Origin of the sequence: Neptunomonas marina (assembly GCF_004005935.1) — a bacterium.
GTDB classification, from domain to species: Bacteria; Pseudomonadota; Gammaproteobacteria; order Pseudomonadales; family Balneatricaceae; genus Neptunomonas; species Neptunomonas marina.
Window position 1 is genome coordinate 241,352 of record NZ_SACQ01000002.1, and the last position, 17,063, is coordinate 258,414.

At 52.3% G+C, this 17,063-nt stretch carries 19 protein-coding genes; 12 read left to right on the plus strand and 7 right to left on the minus strand.

Translation table 11 applies throughout. The features are described from left to right. Window positions 1–3 precede the first annotated feature (3 nt). From EOE65_RS05785 to EOE65_RS05805, 5 genes are all read left to right on the plus strand, one after another. The gene (locus tag EOE65_RS05785) at window positions 4–204 is read left to right on the plus strand and encodes a DUF2970 domain-containing protein (RefSeq protein WP_127693349.1); all 201 of its coding nucleotides are present in this window, start codon (window positions 4–6) and stop codon (window positions 202–204) included. Window positions 205–509: 305 nt separating this feature from the next. After that, on the plus strand, window positions 510–1,640 hold the full coding sequence (gene coxB / locus EOE65_RS05790) for a cytochrome c oxidase subunit II (RefSeq protein ID WP_127693350.1): 1,131 nt from the start codon (window positions 510–512) through the stop codon (window positions 1,638–1,640). A 10-nt stretch (window positions 1,641–1,650) separates the two neighbouring features. Beyond that, complete coding sequence (gene ctaD, locus EOE65_RS05795; RefSeq protein WP_127693351.1) at window positions 1,651–3,234, plus strand: cytochrome c oxidase subunit I; 1,584 nt, start codon at window positions 1,651–1,653, stop codon at window positions 3,232–3,234. Between the two features lie 9 nt (window positions 3,235–3,243). After that, window positions 3,244–3,825, plus strand: coding sequence for a cytochrome c oxidase assembly protein (locus EOE65_RS05800; RefSeq protein WP_127693352.1), 582 nt, complete (start codon window positions 3,244–3,246; stop codon window positions 3,823–3,825). Further along, complete coding sequence (locus EOE65_RS05805) at window positions 3,822–4,700, plus strand: cytochrome c oxidase subunit 3 (protein WP_127693353.1); 879 nt, start codon at window positions 3,822–3,824, stop codon at window positions 4,698–4,700. The genes EOE65_RS05800 and EOE65_RS05805 overlap by 4 nt, the downstream gene beginning before the upstream one ends. Window position 4,701: 1 nt before the next feature. On the opposite strand, the gene EOE65_RS05810 is transcribed toward EOE65_RS05805, so the two are convergent. Then, the gene (locus tag EOE65_RS05810) at window positions 4,702–4,914 is read right to left on the minus strand and encodes a twin transmembrane helix small protein (RefSeq protein WP_127693354.1); all 213 of its coding nucleotides are present in this window, start codon (window positions 4,912–4,914) and stop codon (window positions 4,702–4,704) included. Between EOE65_RS05810 and EOE65_RS05815 the strand changes: the two genes are divergently transcribed. The 5 genes from EOE65_RS05815 (at window position 4,913) to EOE65_RS05835 (ending at window position 8,787) form a co-directional block, all read left to right on the plus strand. Next, window positions 4,913–5,650: an SURF1 family protein gene (locus EOE65_RS05815; RefSeq protein WP_127693355.1), complete on the plus strand. Its 738-nt coding sequence runs from the start codon at window positions 4,913–4,915 to the stop codon at window positions 5,648–5,650. The genes EOE65_RS05810 and EOE65_RS05815 overlap by 2 nt on opposite strands. Next, on the plus strand, window positions 5,637–6,107 hold the full coding sequence (locus EOE65_RS05820) for a hypothetical protein (RefSeq protein WP_127693356.1): 471 nt from the start codon (window positions 5,637–5,639) through the stop codon (window positions 6,105–6,107). The genes EOE65_RS05815 and EOE65_RS05820 overlap by 14 nt, the downstream gene beginning before the upstream one ends. Before the next feature lie 12 nt (window positions 6,108–6,119). Next, window positions 6,120–7,124 (plus strand): COX15/CtaA family protein, encoded by a 1,005-nt coding sequence (locus EOE65_RS05825; RefSeq protein WP_127693357.1) that lies wholly within the window; start codon window positions 6,120–6,122, stop codon window positions 7,122–7,124. After that, the gene (gene cyoE / locus EOE65_RS05830; protein WP_127693358.1) at window positions 7,111–8,037 is read left to right on the plus strand and encodes a heme o synthase; all 927 of its coding nucleotides are present in this window, start codon (window positions 7,111–7,113) and stop codon (window positions 8,035–8,037) included. The genes EOE65_RS05825 and cyoE overlap by 14 nt, the downstream gene beginning before the upstream one ends. 144 nt (window positions 8,038–8,181) lie before the next feature. Beyond that, the gene (locus EOE65_RS05835) at window positions 8,182–8,787 is read left to right on the plus strand and encodes a Yip1 family protein (RefSeq protein WP_127693359.1); all 606 of its coding nucleotides are present in this window, start codon (window positions 8,182–8,184) and stop codon (window positions 8,785–8,787) included. Window positions 8,788–8,847: 60 nt separating this feature from the next. Here EOE65_RS05835 and EOE65_RS05840 read toward each other — a convergent pair whose 3' ends face one another. Beyond that, entirely contained in the window at window positions 8,848–9,714 is an 867-nt protein-coding gene (locus EOE65_RS05840) for an aminotransferase class IV (RefSeq protein WP_127693360.1), read from the minus strand. Between the two features lie 291 nt (window positions 9,715–10,005). Between EOE65_RS05840 and EOE65_RS05845 the strand changes: the two genes are divergently transcribed. Next, entirely contained in the window at window positions 10,006–10,995 is a 990-nt protein-coding gene (locus EOE65_RS05845; RefSeq protein WP_240656924.1) for a LysR family transcriptional regulator, read from the plus strand. Here EOE65_RS05845 and EOE65_RS05850 read toward each other — a convergent pair. The 5 genes from EOE65_RS05850 to EOE65_RS05870 are packed head-to-tail and all read right to left on the minus strand — an operon-like array spanning window position 10,992 to window position 15,049. Continuing rightward, window positions 10,992–11,840: a DUF4392 domain-containing protein gene (locus EOE65_RS05850; RefSeq protein ID WP_127693361.1), complete on the minus strand. Its 849-nt coding sequence runs from the start codon at window positions 11,838–11,840 to the stop codon at window positions 10,992–10,994. The genes EOE65_RS05845 and EOE65_RS05850 overlap by 4 nt on opposite strands. Before the next feature lie 43 nt (window positions 11,841–11,883). Continuing rightward, entirely contained in the window at window positions 11,884–12,822 is a 939-nt protein-coding gene (locus tag EOE65_RS05855; protein ID WP_127693362.1) for a 5-oxoprolinase subunit C family protein, read from the minus strand. Continuing rightward, complete coding sequence (gene pxpB, locus EOE65_RS05860; protein ID WP_127693363.1) at window positions 12,819–13,496, minus strand: 5-oxoprolinase subunit PxpB; 678 nt, start codon at window positions 13,494–13,496, stop codon at window positions 12,819–12,821. Before pxpB ends, EOE65_RS05855 begins: the two co-directional genes overlap by 4 nt. After that, window positions 13,496–14,239 (minus strand): 5-oxoprolinase subunit PxpA, encoded by a 744-nt coding sequence (locus tag EOE65_RS05865; RefSeq protein ID WP_127693364.1) that lies wholly within the window; start codon window positions 14,237–14,239, stop codon window positions 13,496–13,498. The genes pxpB and EOE65_RS05865 overlap by 1 nt, the downstream gene beginning before the upstream one ends. Before the next feature lie 21 nt (window positions 14,240–14,260). Beyond that, window positions 14,261–15,049, minus strand: coding sequence for a putative hydro-lyase (locus tag EOE65_RS05870; RefSeq protein WP_127693365.1), 789 nt, complete (start codon window positions 15,047–15,049; stop codon window positions 14,261–14,263). A gap of 244 nt (window positions 15,050–15,293) precedes the next feature. Here EOE65_RS05870 and EOE65_RS05875 point away from each other — a divergent pair, with 244 nt between their 5' ends. Continuing rightward, on the plus strand, window positions 15,294–17,015 hold the full coding sequence (locus EOE65_RS05875; RefSeq protein ID WP_127693366.1) for a GGDEF domain-containing protein: 1,722 nt from the start codon (window positions 15,294–15,296) through the stop codon (window positions 17,013–17,015). The last annotated feature ends 48 nt before the right edge of the window (window positions 17,016–17,063 follow it).

Genomic DNA, 17,063 nt, shown 5'->3' on the forward strand with positions numbered 1-17,063 from the left:
GTTATGGCGACTAAACCGACGCTTTGGCAAGTATTTTGTTCAACCCTCGCGGCATTTTTTGGTGTGCAATCGGAACGAAATCGCACCCGAGACTTTGAATCAAAAAGCATAATCCCCTATGTTTTTATCGCGATTTTTTCTACCGCCCTGTTCATTATCCTGGTTATTGGGCTGGTTAACGCTGCTCTCTATTTAGCCACTTAAGCATCATTTTTTAAGAAATTAGCAGAAAATAACAGCATAAAGAGAACAATAAAAACCATACCTTTATTAGAGAAATTTGCGGTTGACTTTTCCCAACACGCCACTGCTATACTGAAAACACTCAAACGGATGGGTAAGACCACTGGGAAGGATTTTAGGCATGTTTTGCCTGACTGAAGCCCTAGGCTACCGACGTTGCAGTAGTTCCAGCACCCCGCCAACACCTTGCTGACGGCTTGCTCTATACAGCGCCATAGTGATGAAGGACTTCGTACAGGTTTTGCCCTCCGAAAGGGGAGCCTGCGATGAAAATAAAAATAACGGTCATCGGTGCTCTGCTGCTTTTAGCGAGCCCCTCACAACACACGTTTGCTGATTGGCAGCTCAATATGCCACGCGGCGTGACAGATATCAGCCGCTCGGTCTTCGATCTGCATATGATCATTTTCTGGATCTGTGTAGCGATCGGAGTGCTGGTGTTTGGTGTTATGTTTTGGTCGATCTTTCATCACCGCAAGTCACGCGGAGCCAAAGCCAAGCACTTCCATGAGAACACCTTCGTTGAAGTGATCTGGACGTTGATCCCCTTCGCGATTCTGATCGCCATGGCCGTTCCCGCCACCGCTACGCTGATTAAGATGTACGACACATCCGACGCCGATGTGGATATCCAGATCACCGGGTATCAGTGGAAGTGGCGTTATCAGTACCTTGGGGAAAACATCGATTTTTTCTCAAACTTATCCACACCGCGTGAGCAGATCGACAACAGCGAAGCCAAGGGTGAAAACTACCTGCTTGAAGTGGATAACCCGCTTGTTATCCCCGCTGGAAAAAAAGTTCGCTTCTTAATTACCTCGGCGGATGTTATCCACAGTTGGTGGGTTCCCGCCTTTGCCGTTAAGAAAGATGCCATTCCCGGATTTATCAATGAGTCATGGACCCGTGTCGACGAGCCCGGTATCTACCGCGGCCAATGCACCGAACTGTGCGGTAAAGATCACGGTTTTATGCCCGTTGTGGTGGATGTCCGTAGCGCCGAAGACTACAACACTTGGCTTGCGCAAGTTCGCGCAGAGCAAGCAGCCGAGGCCGCCGCAGCACAGCAAGAGCTCGGTATGGAAGCCCTGATGCAGCGCGGTGAAGTGGTTTACAACCAAGCCTGTGCCGCCTGCCACCAAGCCAATGGCGAAGGCCTCCCTAACGTTTTCCCCGGCCTCAAAAACAGTCCTATCGTCATGGGCGATATCGCGGCACATATCGATATTGTGCTGAACGGTAAGCCCGGCACCGCCATGCAAGCATTTGGCGACCAGCTCAGTGCAGTCGATCTTGCTGCGGTTATCACCTACGAGCGTAACGCGTGGAGCAATAATCGTGGCGACAAGGTTGAACCCACTGAGATCGAAAAACTCAAGGCCGCCAACGGTCAGTAGGAGGTGCTAAATGGCCACTCTCAGCTCCACCGACAGCATTGCACCACACCACGGCCCAGCGCGCGGTTTAAGCCGCTGGCTATTTACCACCAATCATAAAGATATCGGCACGCTCTACCTCTGGTTCAGTTTTTTGATGTTACTCACCGGTGGCTGCATGGCGCTGATGATTCGCGCCGAGCTGTTTCAACCCGGCCTACAACTGATCGAACCTAACTTCTTCAACCAGATGACCACCATGCACGGCCTCATCATGGTGTTTGGTGCGGTCATGCCAGCCTTTGTTGGTCTGGCCAACTGGATGCTGCCAATCATGATCGGTGCGCCAGATATGGCGCTGCCACGGATGAACAACTGGAGCTTCTGGATTCTGCCCTTCGCCTTCTCCATGCTGTTATCCACACTCTTTATGGAGGGTGGTGGCCCCAACTTTGGGTGGACCTTCTACGCACCGCTATCCACCACTTATGCACCGCCGAGCGTGACCTTCTTTATTTTCGCTATCCACATGATGGGCATCAGCTCCATTATGGGGGCCATCAATATTATCGCGACCATTCTCAACCTGCGCGCACCCGGTATGACCATGATGAAGCTGCCGTTGTTTGTGTGGACGTGGCTTATCACCGCTTTTTTGCTGATTGCCGTGATGCCGGTGTTGGCGGGTGTCGTCACCATGATGTTGATGGATATCCACTTCGGCACCAGCTTCTTTAATGCCGCTGGCGGCGGTGATCCGGTGCTGTTCCAGCATATCTTTTGGTTCTTCGGGCACCCTGAAGTTTACATCATGATCTTGCCAGCTTTCGGCATTATCAGTGAGATTTTACCGACGTTCGCGCGCAAACCTCTGTTCGGCTACGCATCCATGGTGTACGCCACCGCATCCATCGCACTGCTCTCGTTTATCGTTTGGGTGCATCACATGTTCACTGTCGGCCTACCGCTGGCCGGTGAGCTGTTCTTTATGTACGCCACCATGCTGATCGCTGTTCCAACCGGTGTGAAAGTCTTTAACTGGGTAGCGACGATGTTCCATGGCTCCATGACCTTTGAGACCCCCATGCTATTTGCCATCGCCTTTGTGGTGCTTTTCACCATCGGGGGGTTCTCAGGGTTGATGCTCGCCATCGCACCGGCAGATTTCCAGTATCACGATACCTACTTCGTGGTGGCACATTTCCACTATGTACTCGTACCGGGAGCCGTCTTTGCCATCATTGCTGGAGTCTATTACTGGCTGCCGAAATGGACTGGGCACTACTACGACGAGAAGCTCGGCAAGTTGCACTTTTGGTGCAGCTTTATTGGCGTCAACCTCACCTTTTTCCCAATGCACTTTATCGGGCTTGCCGGTATGCCACGGCGTATCCCTGACTACGCATTGCAGTTCGCCGACTTCAATATGATTGCGTCAATTGGCGCGTTTATCTTTGGCTTCTCGCAACTGATCTTCTTAACGGTGGTGATAAAAACGATACGCGGCGGGCTTCAAGCACCACCGGCGGTTTGGGATGAACCGAAAGGGCTGGAATGGACGATTCCCTCGCCAGCGCCTTATCACACTTTCTCAACCCCTCCCGAAATAAAGTAGGAGGCCGCTATGAATACGCTAGAACAGAAAAACCGCACCACGCTGATCAAGCTGATTGGCGGCTCAGTGCTGATGTTTGGATTCGGTTTTGCACTGGTGCCACTTTACGATGTGTTTTGCGAAGTGACCGGTTTGAATGGCAAGGTGACCAACACCGGCCCCTATCAGGGCAAAGCCGCAACAAACGAGCGCACTATCAGCGTACAGCTGCTCGCCACCAACAATGCCAGCATGCCTTGGGCATTCCAGCCTGAACAGCCCGTCATTAAAGTTGCGCTGGGTGAGTCCCGGCACACAGCCTATGTCGCGTTTAATCCAACCCAAGAGCATATGATTGGCCAAGCGGTTCCCTCGGTCTCGCCATCAGAGGCGGCACAATATCTACATAAGGTGAACTGCTTCTGCTTCGAGCGCCAGCCGCTGGATAGCCTTGAGAGCCGAAAAATGCCGCTGCTCTTTGTCGTTGATCCAGAACTGCCAGACCATATCCGCACTATTACGCTCTCATATACATTATTCGACATTACTCCCAGAGCCACCAACGCCAGCCACCGCTATACCACTGACACGATCGGGAGGAACACACTATGAGCCAAGGCACCTACTACGTTCCCGAACAGAGCCGCTGGCCTATTTTGGCCTCCATCGCCCTCTTTTTAATGGCATTTGGCGCGGCGAACCTGATGAACTCCCTCGGCCAAGAGTCGGGTAGCGGGCTCTACTTTTTACTCAGTGGCACAGCACTTATGCTGATGATTATGTTTGGCTGGTTCCGCCATGTGGTGATTGAGAGCATGAAAGGGCTCTATTCGGCACAGATGGACCGCTCGTTCCGCTGGGGGATGAGCTGGTTTATCTTCTCGGAGGTGATGTTCTTCGCGGCCTTCTTTGGCGCGCTCTTCTACATCCGAGTGTTCGCCGTACCTTGGTTAGGCGGCGAGGGTGATAAGGGGGTTAGCCAGATGCTTTGGGAGGGCTTTACGCCAGCGTGGCCATTGCTAAGCAACCCTGACTCCGCGCTCTTCCCGCCACCGAGTAATATCATCGACCCTTGGCACCTTCCTCTGCTCAACACGGTCATCCTAATCGCCTCCAGTTTCACTTTAACTTTGGCACACCATGCCTTAAAACGTGATCAGCGTAAGCCTTTGATTCTTTGGCATCTTTTAACTGTGATATTAGGACTCATCTTTCTCGCGCTGCAGGCAGCAGAGTATGTCGAGGCGTATGAAGAGCTGGGCCTTACGCTGCAATCAGGCATCTATGGTTCCACATTTTTTATTCTGACAGGCTTCCACGGTGCTCACGTCACTTTGGGTACAGTCATGCTGATCATCATCTGGCTGCGGGTGTTGAAAGGCCATTTCTCGCCCCAGCAACATTTCGGGTATGAAGCGGTGGCGTGGTATTGGCACTTTGTGGATGTGGTTTGGATCGGGTTGTTTCTATTTGTGTATGTCTTTTGAACTAACGCGTTAACCACGGCGCTTGTGAGGCGAGCTCACCGGTGTAAAACCCCCATAACAACAACAGTACGATTAAGACACAAAAGCCCACCCGCAGGTAGAGCGACACCACAATACGTTGGCGATTGCCGGGGTCACGCAGCAGGAAAAACAAGCCGCAAAACAGGCTAACCACCGCAGCGGCAAACAAGAGTAGCAGCAGGAGTTTGACCATGGGATACCTCCGCTATCAGATAGCTTTCAGTAAAGACGCTAAGCGCACTGGCTTCAAGTTCGCGGTGCTCTCACAGGGCGTGCTGATCGTTGCGCTGCTCGCTTCACTGGGCGTTTGGCAGCTTGAGCGCGCCACTGAAAAAGCCCAAATGCTTAACCGGTTTGAGCAAGCCCCCATGACTCGCCAAGATAGCCGTTACTGGACACGCTACGCCAACGTTACCCTAAGCGGCCACTTTCTGCCCGACTTCTTCTTACTCGATAACCGCACCCGTCACGGCGCTAGCGGATATGAAGTCATTGCAGTCATGCGCACCTCAACAGAGTACCAATTGGTCAACTTAGGCTGGACAAAAGCACCGTTGCACCGTGAGCAACTCCCCGAAATATCTTTACCTGCCGGTGAGTTAACACTCACTGCACGGGCCGATCGCCCCTCAGACCATCTCGTGTTAGGTGCTGACCATTGGGCAGTAGGCTGGCCAAAACGTATCCAGCAGGTGGATATCGAACGCATCGAATCACAACTGGATATCGCGCTTTCACCTTGGTTAGCACGGGCAAGCGAAGCTGTGGTGGCTAACACCATACCCAACTGGCAACCGGTTGTGCTGCCACCGGAGCGCCACCAAGGCTATGCCGTGCAGTGGTTTGGTTTAGCAGTGGTCTGGTGCATCGGTTCAATCTACTGGTTACGTGCGTTATCAGCGCGGGAGGAGCACCATGAAAAACCTTAACTTCTGGCTGATCTGGTTATGGGGCGCAGGACCACTGCTGATCGCGATCGTGCTCTACACAAGCCAAACTGTTCCGCTGACCTCCAATGAGCGCGGCCAATTTGTCGAGCCTGGGCGAACCCTAGCTGAGCTTTCAATCACCACGCCGGATAACCAACCGTGGCAGCCTGAGCGCCGCTGGCAGTTGGTGCTAAGTGCCGATGCCTCTTGTGATCACGCTTGCCAGCGCTGGATAGAGCAACTGCCGAACCTTGTTACAGCGTTGGGAAAAGACCAGCCGCGAGTGCGCTGGCAAATTGTTGGCCCGAACCGCGAGCTGGCCACGGCAAGTTCCGGCCATGGCATCTGGATTGCTGATCCTCTAGGCAATCTGGTGCTGCACTATCAGTTTGATCAGCCTGCTAAAGACCTTTTAAAGGATCTAAAGCGGCTCTTAAAAGTGTCACGTATCGGGTAGGAGGCAGCAGCGATGATCGTTCGGCTTATTCGCATCACTTTCCTACTCTCTTTAGTGGTCGTGCTGCTCGGCGGTTGGACGCGTATCAACTATGCAGGACTCGGCTGCCCTGATTGGCCGGGCTGTTATGGAGAGCTCGTGGTGCCTTACAGTGCACAGGCGATCAGTGCCGCACAAGCAAGCTATCCCGGCCAACCCATTGATGCCTACAAAGCGTGGTTAGAGATGTTGCATCGTTATGTAGCGGGGCTGCTCGGCGTGTTGGTGTTAGCCATCGCAGTGCTTTATCACCGCACTCGTCCAGAGAACAACACAGCCGTCGCAACGCTGGGGCCATTGCCCTATCTGCTCTTAGGAGTGGTGATTGTGCAAGCACTGTTTGGTATGTGGACAGTGACACTACAGCTCACACCCGCCATTGTCACTGCGCACCTCTTGGGCGGCCTGACCACAGTGACCCTGCTCTTCTTAATGCAGCGGCGGGTCTCGCATGGGAAACCCCAATCGACACACACCAAACCACGGGTGCTGCACCTTGCGGCACTGTTGTTGATAACTCAACTGCTACTGGGTGGCTGGACGAGTGCTAACTATGCCGGCTGGGCCTGTGACAAACTGGTGCAATGCAATAACCTAAACCACTCGCTCGACTTTTCCACAGGCTTCACCATCAGTTACGACTCCAACACGAATTATGAGGGCGGCACCTTACCACTCGAAGCCCGCGCTGCAATTCAGATGACTCATCGCGCAGTCGGGCTGGTGTTGATAATCACTTTATTGGCCGCTGCACTGCAGCTTCGACACAGCCCAAGCCAAGCAACACGAGCGTGGTGCTGCGCCAGCATTGCGGCGTTGCAAGCGATCATCGGATTCTCAGCGAGCTTACTGGCGGTACCTCTTCCGCTAGCGATGGCTCACCATATTGGAGCCGTTGCGGTGTTACTCAGTTTTTTGTGGCTCTACTTCGCCCCTTCGACCCTATCCGTACGGGAGGTACGTTATGCAGCTGCGTGAAACCGTCACCGTGAAAGCAAGCAACCCCAAACACTGGCATTTTGTGACCCATTGGCGTGACTATTTGGGGCTGTGCAAACTGAAAGTTGTGGCTGTTATGCTGCTTACCGCAGCCGTAGGGATGTGCCTTGCCACCGTGCAACTCCCCCCAGTGGCTACCGTATTTTGGGGGCTACTGGGTATTGGGCTGGCGGCCTCTTCAGCGGCGGCAGTCAACCATGTGGTGGATCGCCACATTGATGAGAAGATGGCCCGCACCCGCTATCGCCCTCTGCCACGGGGCAAAGTCTCCCACCTTCAAGCGCTCAGCTTTGCAGCGATTGTTGGCTCCTGTGGCATCGCGATGCTCGCTTTGTTGGTTAATCCGCTCACCGCATGGCTGACGCTGGCTTCTTTAATCGGCTACGCCATCATTTACTCTTTGTGGCTGAAACGCGCCACGCCTCAGAATATCGTGATTGGTGGTATCGCCGGTGCTGCTCCGCCGCTGTTGGGATGGGTGGCTGTGAGCGGCACACTCGAACCTCATAGCCTCCTGCTGATGCTGATTATCTTTGCGTGGACACCACCGCACTTTTGGTCGCTTTGTCTAGCCCGCAAAGAGGACTACCGCAAAGCAGGAGTACCCATGCTACCCGTCACCCATGGCGATCATTACACCCAGCTCCATATCGTGCTCTATACCTTACTGATGATCACGACCACAGCCTTACCCTATTTGAGCCAAATGAGCGGCCTGCCCTACTTGATAGGTGTGTGTTTGCTCAATCTTCGTTTTCTGATGTGGGCGTTACGGGTCTATCGCGATGCCTCGCCCGCAACGTCCATGGCGATGTTCCGCTACAGCATTACCTACATCATGCTGCTGTTTGTGGTGCTACTTGTGGATCATTACGTCATTTTATGGGTCTGAAATAGAGCAGGTTAAAAATTAATCATCCGTTTCGAAGCACTTTTCGTAACGAAAAGGACAACACCGATAGAAGGAAAGCAGTTGAACTCACACAAAAATTAGGCGTTCGTCCTTGGAGGTCAGGGCGCCTGGAGGAGAAATATTATGTTTTTTCAACACATGATGGGCATCCTTTACCACCCGAAAGCTGAGTGGAATCAGATAAAAAACGAGCACTACAGTACAGCACACGTTTTTCTACAACAGATCAGCCTACTTGCCGCCATTCCAGCGGTATCTCTCTACATCGGCACAACCCAGATTGGTTGGAGCATCGCCGGTGGCGAATTCGTCAAGCTCCAGAGCAGCAGCGCATTTATGGCAGCCGTCGCGTTTTACTTCGCGATGTGGGCAGCGTGTGGCTTTATCGCCTATTCGATCCGCTGGATGGAGAAGACCTACGGCGGTAGCATCTCCTTTGAGGATTGCTTGCTACTGACCACCTACACCGCAACGCCAATGTTCTTGGCCGGTATTGTTGGTTTGTATCCAATGCTTTGGCTCAATGTGATGGTGGGGCTAGCGGCCGTCTGCTACAGCGTATATTTGCTGTACACCGGTGTGCCGATCATTATGAATATTCCAGAAGAGCGGGCATTTATGTTTTCGACGTCGGTGCTAACCGTTGGTTTGTGCGTACTGGTGGGCTTGATCGTCACCAGCGTGATCCTTTGGAGCACGGTGATACCGTTAAGCTATATCGCCGGATAACACGTTTTAGATACAAAAAAGGCGAGCTCGATGCTCGCCTTTTTTTTGTTGCAGCTGACCTTATGAGTGGTCGAACTTCGCTGCTGTGTAGATGCCAAACGCCTTTTCCCAGACTTGGCCAACTTTACCGTCACCCACTGGCTTGTCGTCGATCTTAACAACCGGTGCGATCTCTTTAGACGAAGAGCTGATCCAAACTTCATCAGCGTTTAGAACTTCGTCCATTGTCACGGTACGCTCTTCAACAGGGATAGAGCCGTCCGCCTTCAGGCTGTCGATGATAATGCGGCGAGTGATACCCGGCAGGATTTGATTGTCCTGAATTGGCGTAATAACCACACCATCTTTTACGATGAACGCGTTAACAGAACTACCCTCTGTTAGCTCATTCTTATCGTTGTACAGCAAGCACTCGTTGTTACCTGATGCGTAACCTTGTTGGAAGTGCATCACGTTACCCAGCAGTGCTGTAGATTTAATGTGGCAACGCTTCCAACGCAAATCTTGTGTTGTTGTCACAGAGTAAGCCGTTACTTTTTCACGGTCGACTGGCTCTGGATCTTTAATAGCGAAGGTAAAGCAGAAGATAGTCGGCTCAACGTTCTCTGGGTACGCGTGGAAACGCTTTGTGTCAGCGCCACGTGATACATGAACATAAACACCTAGGTTTTGGTTCGCGCCGTCGTTGCGAGCGATAACTTCATCTAGCAACTCTTTCCACTCATCGACAGATTTGTTGCACTTGATCTCGATAGAACCAAGGCCGTCAATCATACGCTCAATGTGTGGGATCAAACCTACAGACTTACCACCGTAGTAAGGGATAACTTCGTAGATACCGTCACCAAATAGGAAACCACGGTCAAGTGGCGAAATACGCGCTTCTTCAAGTGCCATGTATTCGCCGTTCAGATATGCGATGCTCATCAACTAAATTCCTCTTAACTAGGGCAGGTACCGACGCGCATACCGTACTGCGTTACGCTGGCTTAGCCGGGCTTTCCTGCAAAATCTCTATCGCTATGTGGGATATCTTTAAAACCACAGATACCTGAGCGAGTTCAGAGCGGGAGCGAAGTTATAGTATAAAAAGTAAAATCTGTTCAACCAACAATCAAACAAAATAAAAATAACCCAAATTAAACACTCAAATAGATAAAATACCCAAAAATCAAACAAAAAACAGGATAAAATAAAACCGACGTATTAGCCAGAAGTATGATGCCAGCCAAGCAAGGCTCAGGACGCGTCTATACCGATGCTTTCTCTTTAGATGAAATTGCCCCTATACTGCCGCAAAACCTCATCGACATCAGCCTCATGCGTATCAGAAATCTCGCCACCTTTGTTAAAGTCGCGCACCTTGGTAGCTTCCATGCCGCTTCGCAACAGCTCCACGCCAGCCAACCGGCTATTTCAGCGCGTATCGCGGCACTTGAAGAGGAGTTAGGCGTTAAGCTCTTTCAGCGTGATAAGAGCGGCACTCGCATTACTGCCCGTGGCGCACAGCTGCTACCCTACGCAGAAAAGCTGCTGGCGATCAGCCAAGAGATGCGCGAGCAAGTCAGCGAAGATAAACCCGAACGCGGCACTTTTCGGGTGGGAATTGCAGATACACTGGCCTATCTTTGGTTATCACCGCTGCTACAGCTTTGGCAGAGTAACCACCCGCTGCTCTCATTCGAGCTCACCAATGATGTGACACCCACGCTCACCCACCAACTGCAGCAACATCAAATAGACCTGGCTTTGATGGTCGCAAACGAAACACTCGCGCCTGATCTTGTCGTTGAGCCACTATGCAGTTATCCGCAGTGCTGGGTTGCCGCTCCTTCGCTGGTGGGTCAGCAACAACACCTGACACTGGATACGCTCGCAACTTTCCCTATTTTGAGCTTCCCACGCGACACCCATCCGTGGCATTACCTACAACAGCTATTTAGCAAGTGTGAGGAGCCACCGGTGGTGCACACATGCAGCGCAGTTGCAGGGTTGTTGATGATGGCGGAACAAGGCTTGGGAGTGACGTTCTTGCCAGAGCCGCTAGTGAAAAAGCCGCTGGAGCAAGGCCGTTTGGTGATGATAAAGACAGAAGAAACACCGCCAGAGCTGAGTTTTTGCTACAGCTGGCGGCTGGATGACGACCGCATTCTACCGCGATTGCTGGCAGAAAGCGGCCGTTCGATCATTGATGTATCGCTCGCTTAAGCCATACCGATCAGTTGACGTAATTCGAGTAGCACCGCCTCACCCTCTTTAGGGTCGAGGCCATCTTCGGTGAGTTCATTCAAGCGCGTGACGCCATCAACGCTACCCAGATTTGATAGGTACTCAAGGATTTCTAGAGGCTTCACATCGGCTAGCAGGTCACACTCATTCCAGATGCTTAGATACGCCAAGATGCCATAAGCACCCCAGTTGGAAACATCCGCGATCAGCAGCTCATCCACCTGTGTTGCCGAAGAGACGATATCCAGATCTTTTAGTGCTTCGGAGATGTTACCCATGCCGATCTCGTTACCACCATCGCCAATCGCAATCGTTGGACACTTGGCATGGTTAACAAAGGTGTCGAAACATGCAGTACGAGGGCTGATCGATTCACCACGCATATTATAGTAACCGCCATCCGCAGCCTGACCCGGACGCTCGATCGAGACAATCGCATCAGGATGATAGCGATACAGCGCCTGAAACGCTTCCAGTGCGCGCTCTTGGTGTTCACCAACACGGATTTCGTGAACACGGAAATCCTTCGCTAGCGCTTGAGACACCGGCGGCCCGCACACAAGTACCGGCGTTGCACCCAGCTTCTCGAGTGCGTTGTATAGCGCAATAGCACCCACCGGCCCATCGGTTTCAAAGGTATCCACCACGGGAAACCCAGTACCAATCAGCACGTGGCCTTTACACTTATTCAAAACACGCGCAGCACGCTGATAGTAGCCGCTCTGTAACGCTGGCTGTACCGTCTTCATACCACGTAGATTGCGTGCAACAAGCGCATCTTCAATCTGCTTACTCAGTGCAGCATCAATCAATTTATTATTCACGTTTATCTCCACCCGCGCTGGCGCGCGTTATTATTCAGTTCGGTTAGTGCAGCGCCACAAGTTCGGTTGTCATAAAGCGGCGTGTTTCAAGGCAGTTGATGTTGTGTGCCTCTTCCATGCTGATCTGCGTAAACATCACTTTTGCACCCGGCATCAGTTGCGCAAGGCGCGCCGTATCGCGTGCGATCACAGAGCCGATTTTGGGATAGCCACCAATCGTTTGGCGGTCGTTGAGTAGCACGATCGGTTGGCCATCCGCTGGAATCTGAATCGCTCCGTGGCAGATACCTTCTGAGAGAATGCCATCCAATGTTGATTTCACCGGTTGTCCTTCAAGGCGAAAGCCCATGCGATCGGCACGGTCAGATAAGGTGTATTCGCTGCTGAAGAACAGTGCTTGCTGAACAGAGTCAAAGCTGGCTTGTTGATATCCCAAGATCACCCGCAGCTCAGCGAACTTACCGTAGTTCGGGCGCGCTGCCACCGGCACCTGCCAGCGAGGCTCACTGCCACTGGCCGCACACAGTAACTGATCGCCTTGTTGTATTTTTTCACCGGCTAAGCCGCCAATACCCTCACGGGTCACGGTCGCTGTACTACCAAACTGGGCTGCAACATTGAACCCACCAGCAACGGCTAAGTAGGCGCGCGAGCCTGCGGTGGCAAACCCCAGCTCGATCTTATCGCCCGCTTTAACGGCGTGTGTTTCCCACGCAGCCGCTTCTTGGCCCGCGATTTTCAGGGGCATCTGCGCGCCCGTTACCGCGATACGGGTATCAACCTGCGCTTCGAGTACTAAACCACCAAAGCTGACCTCTAAGGCCGTTGCTTCCAACGCGTTTTCGCACAAGCGGTTTGCCCAGAAGAACGCTTCACGGTCCAGCGGGCCGCCCGTTGTCAGGCCGATACCATGGTAGCCAAAGCGTCCTGCGTCTTGTATTAGTGTCAGCAAGCCCGGTTGAACAACGTTAAATCCACTCATAGCTCACCTCCCAATGCGATAAATTCTTCCCGCTCAATCGGGCGGAACGTCACCCGATCGCCCACTTGCACAGGCATGGTTGGATCGGCATCAGGATTAAACATAGGTGTTGGGCATAGACCAATTAAGTTCCAGCCGCCGGGTGATACCGCTGGGTAAACCGCAGTTTGCTGGTCAGCGATCGCCACTGCGCCACGGGGCACTTTGAGGCGCGGCGTGCTGAGCCGCGGTGCGGCGATACGCGGATCAACTTCACCTAGGTAAGCAAAGCCCGGCGCAAAGCCAATGGCGTAGACACGGTACTCTTGGCTGCTATGGATCTGGATCACCTCCTCCACGGAAAGCCCAGCACTCTTGGCCAAGTCCGCCAGATCAGGGCCTGACTCTTCGCTGTAGTAAACGGGTAGCGCAACCACTTGCCCCGCTTGTGCATCGTGTTCCTCAAGCCCATCCACCACTTGGCGGATTGCACTGCGTACAGCAAAATGGTCGGTACGTAGCGGGTCATAGATCACCAGCAATGAGGCGTAAGAGGCAACCATATCGATCAAATCGCCGCCAAGTTGGCGACGCAGCAGACGCTCGGCCTGCTGGACTTGGGCGGAGATACGCGGGTCAGTTTGCTCACCAAAGTAGATAATCAGGGCGTTTTCGCCCGCGATTTCAACACGCATCAGCTTGCTTCTCCGTTGATCAGCGCACGGATTTCAGCAATCGCTTGAACACCCTCAAGGTTGTCTCCGTGGACGCACAACGTATCCGCGTGCAGGTTGAGCGTATGGCCGCTCACGCTGGTTACGGTGCCGCTCTCTTTCAGCTGTTTAACCTGCGCGAGCATCTTATCGCGACTGTGCACCGCGCCTTCGCGGGTACGCGCCAGCAACTTGCCATCGTCGTCGTAGCAGCGGTCAGCAAAAGCTTCAAACCAAAGCGTTAGACCAAACTCCGCCGCTTCTGCGCGATGGGTTTCCGCTTCAGGTGTTCCCTGTAACATCAATACAACCGGTTTATGGTAGCTTGCGACAGCTTCCATAATTGCGCGGCGCACGTTGCTATCTTTCATCATGTCGTTGTAGAGCGCGCCATGGGGCTTTACGTAGCTCAGCTCAAGTCCCTGAATCGCCGCCATGCCATCAACTGCAGCCATCTGATAATGCATCATGGCTTTGATCTCAGCTGGTGTGGCATTCATAGAGCGACGCCCAAACCCAACAAGATCAGGATAGCCGGGATGCGCGCCTACCGTAACGCCATGCGTTTTTGCTAGTGTCAGCGTCTTTTGCAATACCAGCGGGTCGCCGGCATGAAAGCCACACGCGATATTCGCCTGATCGATATGCGGCATCACCGCCTCATCCATGCCCATTTTCCAAGAGCCAAAGCTTTCACCTAGGTCACAATTTAGCTTCAGTGACATCGTCGTTCTCCTGCAATCGGTTTAAAGAATGGCCAAGCGGCTGTTAGGAACATCTGAAACCAACATGTGGCCTGGGCTGTGGGTAATACACAGCGGCGGACGTGCAGCTTCGATCGCTACCTGTGGCGTGACACCACATGCCCAAAAGACAGGGACTTCACCCGGATGGATGGTGACGGCATCACCAAAATCAGGCGTGGCGATATCGCTGATACCAATCTCAGCAGGGTCGCCAAAGTGCAAGGGTGCACCGTGAACGGATGGGAAGCGCGTGCAGATCTGGATCGCGCGGATCGCATCTTTTGGTTTCATTGGGCGCATACTCACCACGGTGGTGCCGCTGAATCGGCCTGCCGACTGGCACTCGATATTGGTGCGGTACATAGGCACGTTCACACCCTCAGTGATATTGCGCACCTCTAGGCCATCAGCAATCAGTGCCTCTTCAAACGAGAAGGAACAGCCCAGTACGAAAGCCACCATATCGTCCGTCCACAGTGAGGTGATATCTGCAACCTCTTCTGTCAGTTGGCCATCACGATAGACCCGATATTTGGGAATATCTGTGCGGATATCGATATCTTTACCCAGCGTGTTAATCATGTAATCGCCAGGGGACGCTGACATACCGACAATCGGACAAGGTTTCGGGTTTAGTTGGCAAAACTGCAAGAACTCGTTGGCCCACTCCTTTGGCATAATCGCTAGGTTGCCCTGCACAAAGCCCTGCGCGTAGCCTGATGTGTTAGTGGTGAAGTCACCACGTCGAATCGCTTGGCGAAGTTCATAAGGGGAGATATTTGCATCCATAGCAGTGCCTCTAAACCGTCTAAAATATGATCTTTTATGATCAACATAGAGTGCACTGGTGAGCTGGCGAGTGTCCAATTAAAAATAATTTCTACAACTGATAACAAAAAACTATCAGAAAGTTCGTTACATTCGCCGTGCAACCCCTTAGTTTCCCTAGGAGGGTTTGACGCTAAGCAACACGCACAAGCTTGGAAGGTATACAATAGGGGTGGGAACTCCCAAGCTTTGAGAGGGACAAGTCATGAAAGGGCACTTTTTGCGCCACTTTTTAATCAGTTTGGCACTTATGTGTGCTATTTCGAGCCCAGTAGCCTTAGCTAGCTCAACAGAGACATCACGCCACATCTTAGTTTTACTCGCCTACCGCATCGATCTGTACTGGACACAAGCACTGATTAGCGGCTTACGTGATGCCCAACAAGAATCAGACGTTCCCGTCGAGTTCTACTTTGAATATCTCGACACAAAGCGCCTCGAATCTCGCTTTACACCCGCGCAGCTGCATAGCTATCTGATCGACAAATATCGAGACACCCCCCTATCCGCTGTTTTCATGGAGCCAGATACTGCTGAGCAGATGCTCATCCACAATACATCTCACCTGCTCGAAGATAAGCTTGTGGTCGTTGTCGGCACAGATCACCAACGCATTGCTCCTGTTGAACCCTTCTCTTATGTTGTGAAGCGCAACCTTTTGCAGAACAATGTGGCACTCATTCAATCCCTTCATCCCGATGTGAAGAAAGTTGTGATTGCAGGCGGGGCAGGCCATACCGCCAACTGGCTGCGCGAAAACGCGCTACGTTTAGCGCATGAGCAGTATCCTCAGCTTGAGATTGAGGTGTTACCTCCATTGGAGCCTCAGGCTTTTATTGATGCCCTTGCGAATCAGCCTGACGATGCCGCCATTCTCATCACCACTTACCTGCGCTCACCCGCTGGGCTTGCCTACAACACGCCCGCGATAGCGAAGCAAGTGTTGGATAAAACATCGCTGCCCATGTATGCCATTATCGATCCGTTATTAGGCACAGGGGTGATAGGAGGCGATCTTTTCAATGCCAGAGAATCTGCATATTTGGCTATGAAAAAGACACTCGCTTCACTGGAAGCTGGAAAAAAACGTTTTAGCACTGTTATTTTGCCTAATCGCTACCGTTTCGATGCTGAGGCGCTCGCAGAACATGAAATTGATCGCGCCCAACTACCACTCAACGCGCAGCTTATTTCAGCCAAACCGGTCGTAGCTCACGCGGCAGACAGCACATCAAGTTGGCTCTCCGTTGGATTTATACTCGCCTCCACGGCCCTATTTTTTCTCTATCGTGAGCGACAAAAGCTATCTCAAGAACTACGTTCACAACACAGCATGTTAGAAGCACGTGTTGAGCAGCGCACGCAAGCATTGAAGATGATGGCTGTGACCGATTCTTTAACCGGCCTCATTAATCGTGGCGAGTTTTATCGCAACCTGAAACTTGAGTTACGCCACTTGCGCAACGGTCCAGAGGGTAACCATTTCGCTATCGCGATGCTGGACTTAGATAACTTCAAACGTATCAACGACCGCTTTGGCCACCCCGCAGGCGATAAAGTATTGATTTCATTCGCGAGTCGTTGCAATCAACTGACACGCGGACCCGACATCATTGGCCGCCTAGGCGGTGAGGAATTTGCGATTCTGTTACCCCATACCAATTTACAACAAGCGACATCGATTCTTGAACGCGTACGCTCCGAAGTAGCAACCATGCGCGTCGACCTCGATAGCGGCGATACCGTGAGCGTAACCACCAGCATTGGAATTGTCGTGGTAGATACGCCCTCCCTAAGTACACGTGAAGTTATGATGCATGTGGACCAAATGCTGTATACCGCAAAAACTCAAGGGAAGAATCGTGTCTGGGCAAGCTGCACGAGTACGCTTAACGCAAATAAACCCAAACAAGCAGAATTAGTTTAACGATTCTATTGCCAGCCTTCTTTGTGTAGGGGAGGCACCGCGTTAAAG

Coding starts and splice junctions, on each gene's coding strand:
- EOE65_RS05785 (WP_127693349.1), top strand. CDS start 4: ATGGCGACTAAACCGACGCTTTGGCAAGTATTTTGTTCAACCCTCGCG.
- coxB (WP_127693350.1), top strand. CDS start 510: ATGAAAATAAAAATAACGGTCATCGGTGCTCTGCTGCTTTTAGCGAGC.
- ctaD (WP_127693351.1), top strand. CDS start 1,651: ATGGCCACTCTCAGCTCCACCGACAGCATTGCACCACACCACGGCCCA.
- EOE65_RS05800 (WP_127693352.1), top strand. CDS start 3,244: ATGAATACGCTAGAACAGAAAAACCGCACCACGCTGATCAAGCTGATT.
- EOE65_RS05805 (WP_127693353.1), top strand. CDS start 3,822: ATGAGCCAAGGCACCTACTACGTTCCCGAACAGAGCCGCTGGCCTATT.
- EOE65_RS05815 (WP_127693355.1), top strand. CDS start 4,913: ATGGGATACCTCCGCTATCAGATAGCTTTCAGTAAAGACGCTAAGCGC.
- EOE65_RS05810 (WP_127693354.1), bottom strand. CDS start 4,914: ATGGTCAAACTCCTGCTGCTACTCTTGTTTGCCGCTGCGGTGGTTAGC.
- EOE65_RS05820 (WP_127693356.1), top strand. CDS start 5,637: ATGAAAAACCTTAACTTCTGGCTGATCTGGTTATGGGGCGCAGGACCA.
- EOE65_RS05825 (WP_127693357.1), top strand. CDS start 6,120: ATGATCGTTCGGCTTATTCGCATCACTTTCCTACTCTCTTTAGTGGTC.
- cyoE (WP_127693358.1), top strand. CDS start 7,111: ATGCAGCTGCGTGAAACCGTCACCGTGAAAGCAAGCAACCCCAAACAC.
- EOE65_RS05835 (WP_127693359.1), top strand. CDS start 8,182: ATGTTTTTTCAACACATGATGGGCATCCTTTACCACCCGAAAGCTGAG.
- EOE65_RS05840 (WP_127693360.1), bottom strand. CDS start 9,714: ATGAGCATCGCATATCTGAACGGCGAATACATGGCACTTGAAGAAGCG.
- EOE65_RS05845 (WP_240656924.1), top strand. CDS start 10,006: ATGATGCCAGCCAAGCAAGGCTCAGGACGCGTCTATACCGATGCTTTC.
- EOE65_RS05855 (WP_127693362.1), bottom strand. CDS start 12,822: ATGAGTGGATTTAACGTTGTTCAACCGGGCTTGCTGACACTAATACAA.
- pxpB (WP_127693363.1), bottom strand. CDS start 13,496: ATGCGTGTTGAAATCGCGGGCGAAAACGCCCTGATTATCTACTTTGGT.
- EOE65_RS05865 (WP_127693364.1), bottom strand. CDS start 14,239: ATGTCACTGAAGCTAAATTGTGACCTAGGTGAAAGCTTTGGCTCTTGG.
- EOE65_RS05870 (WP_127693365.1), bottom strand. CDS start 15,049: ATGGATGCAAATATCTCCCCTTATGAACTTCGCCAAGCGATTCGACGT.
- EOE65_RS05875 (WP_127693366.1), top strand. CDS start 15,294: ATGAAAGGGCACTTTTTGCGCCACTTTTTAATCAGTTTGGCACTTATG.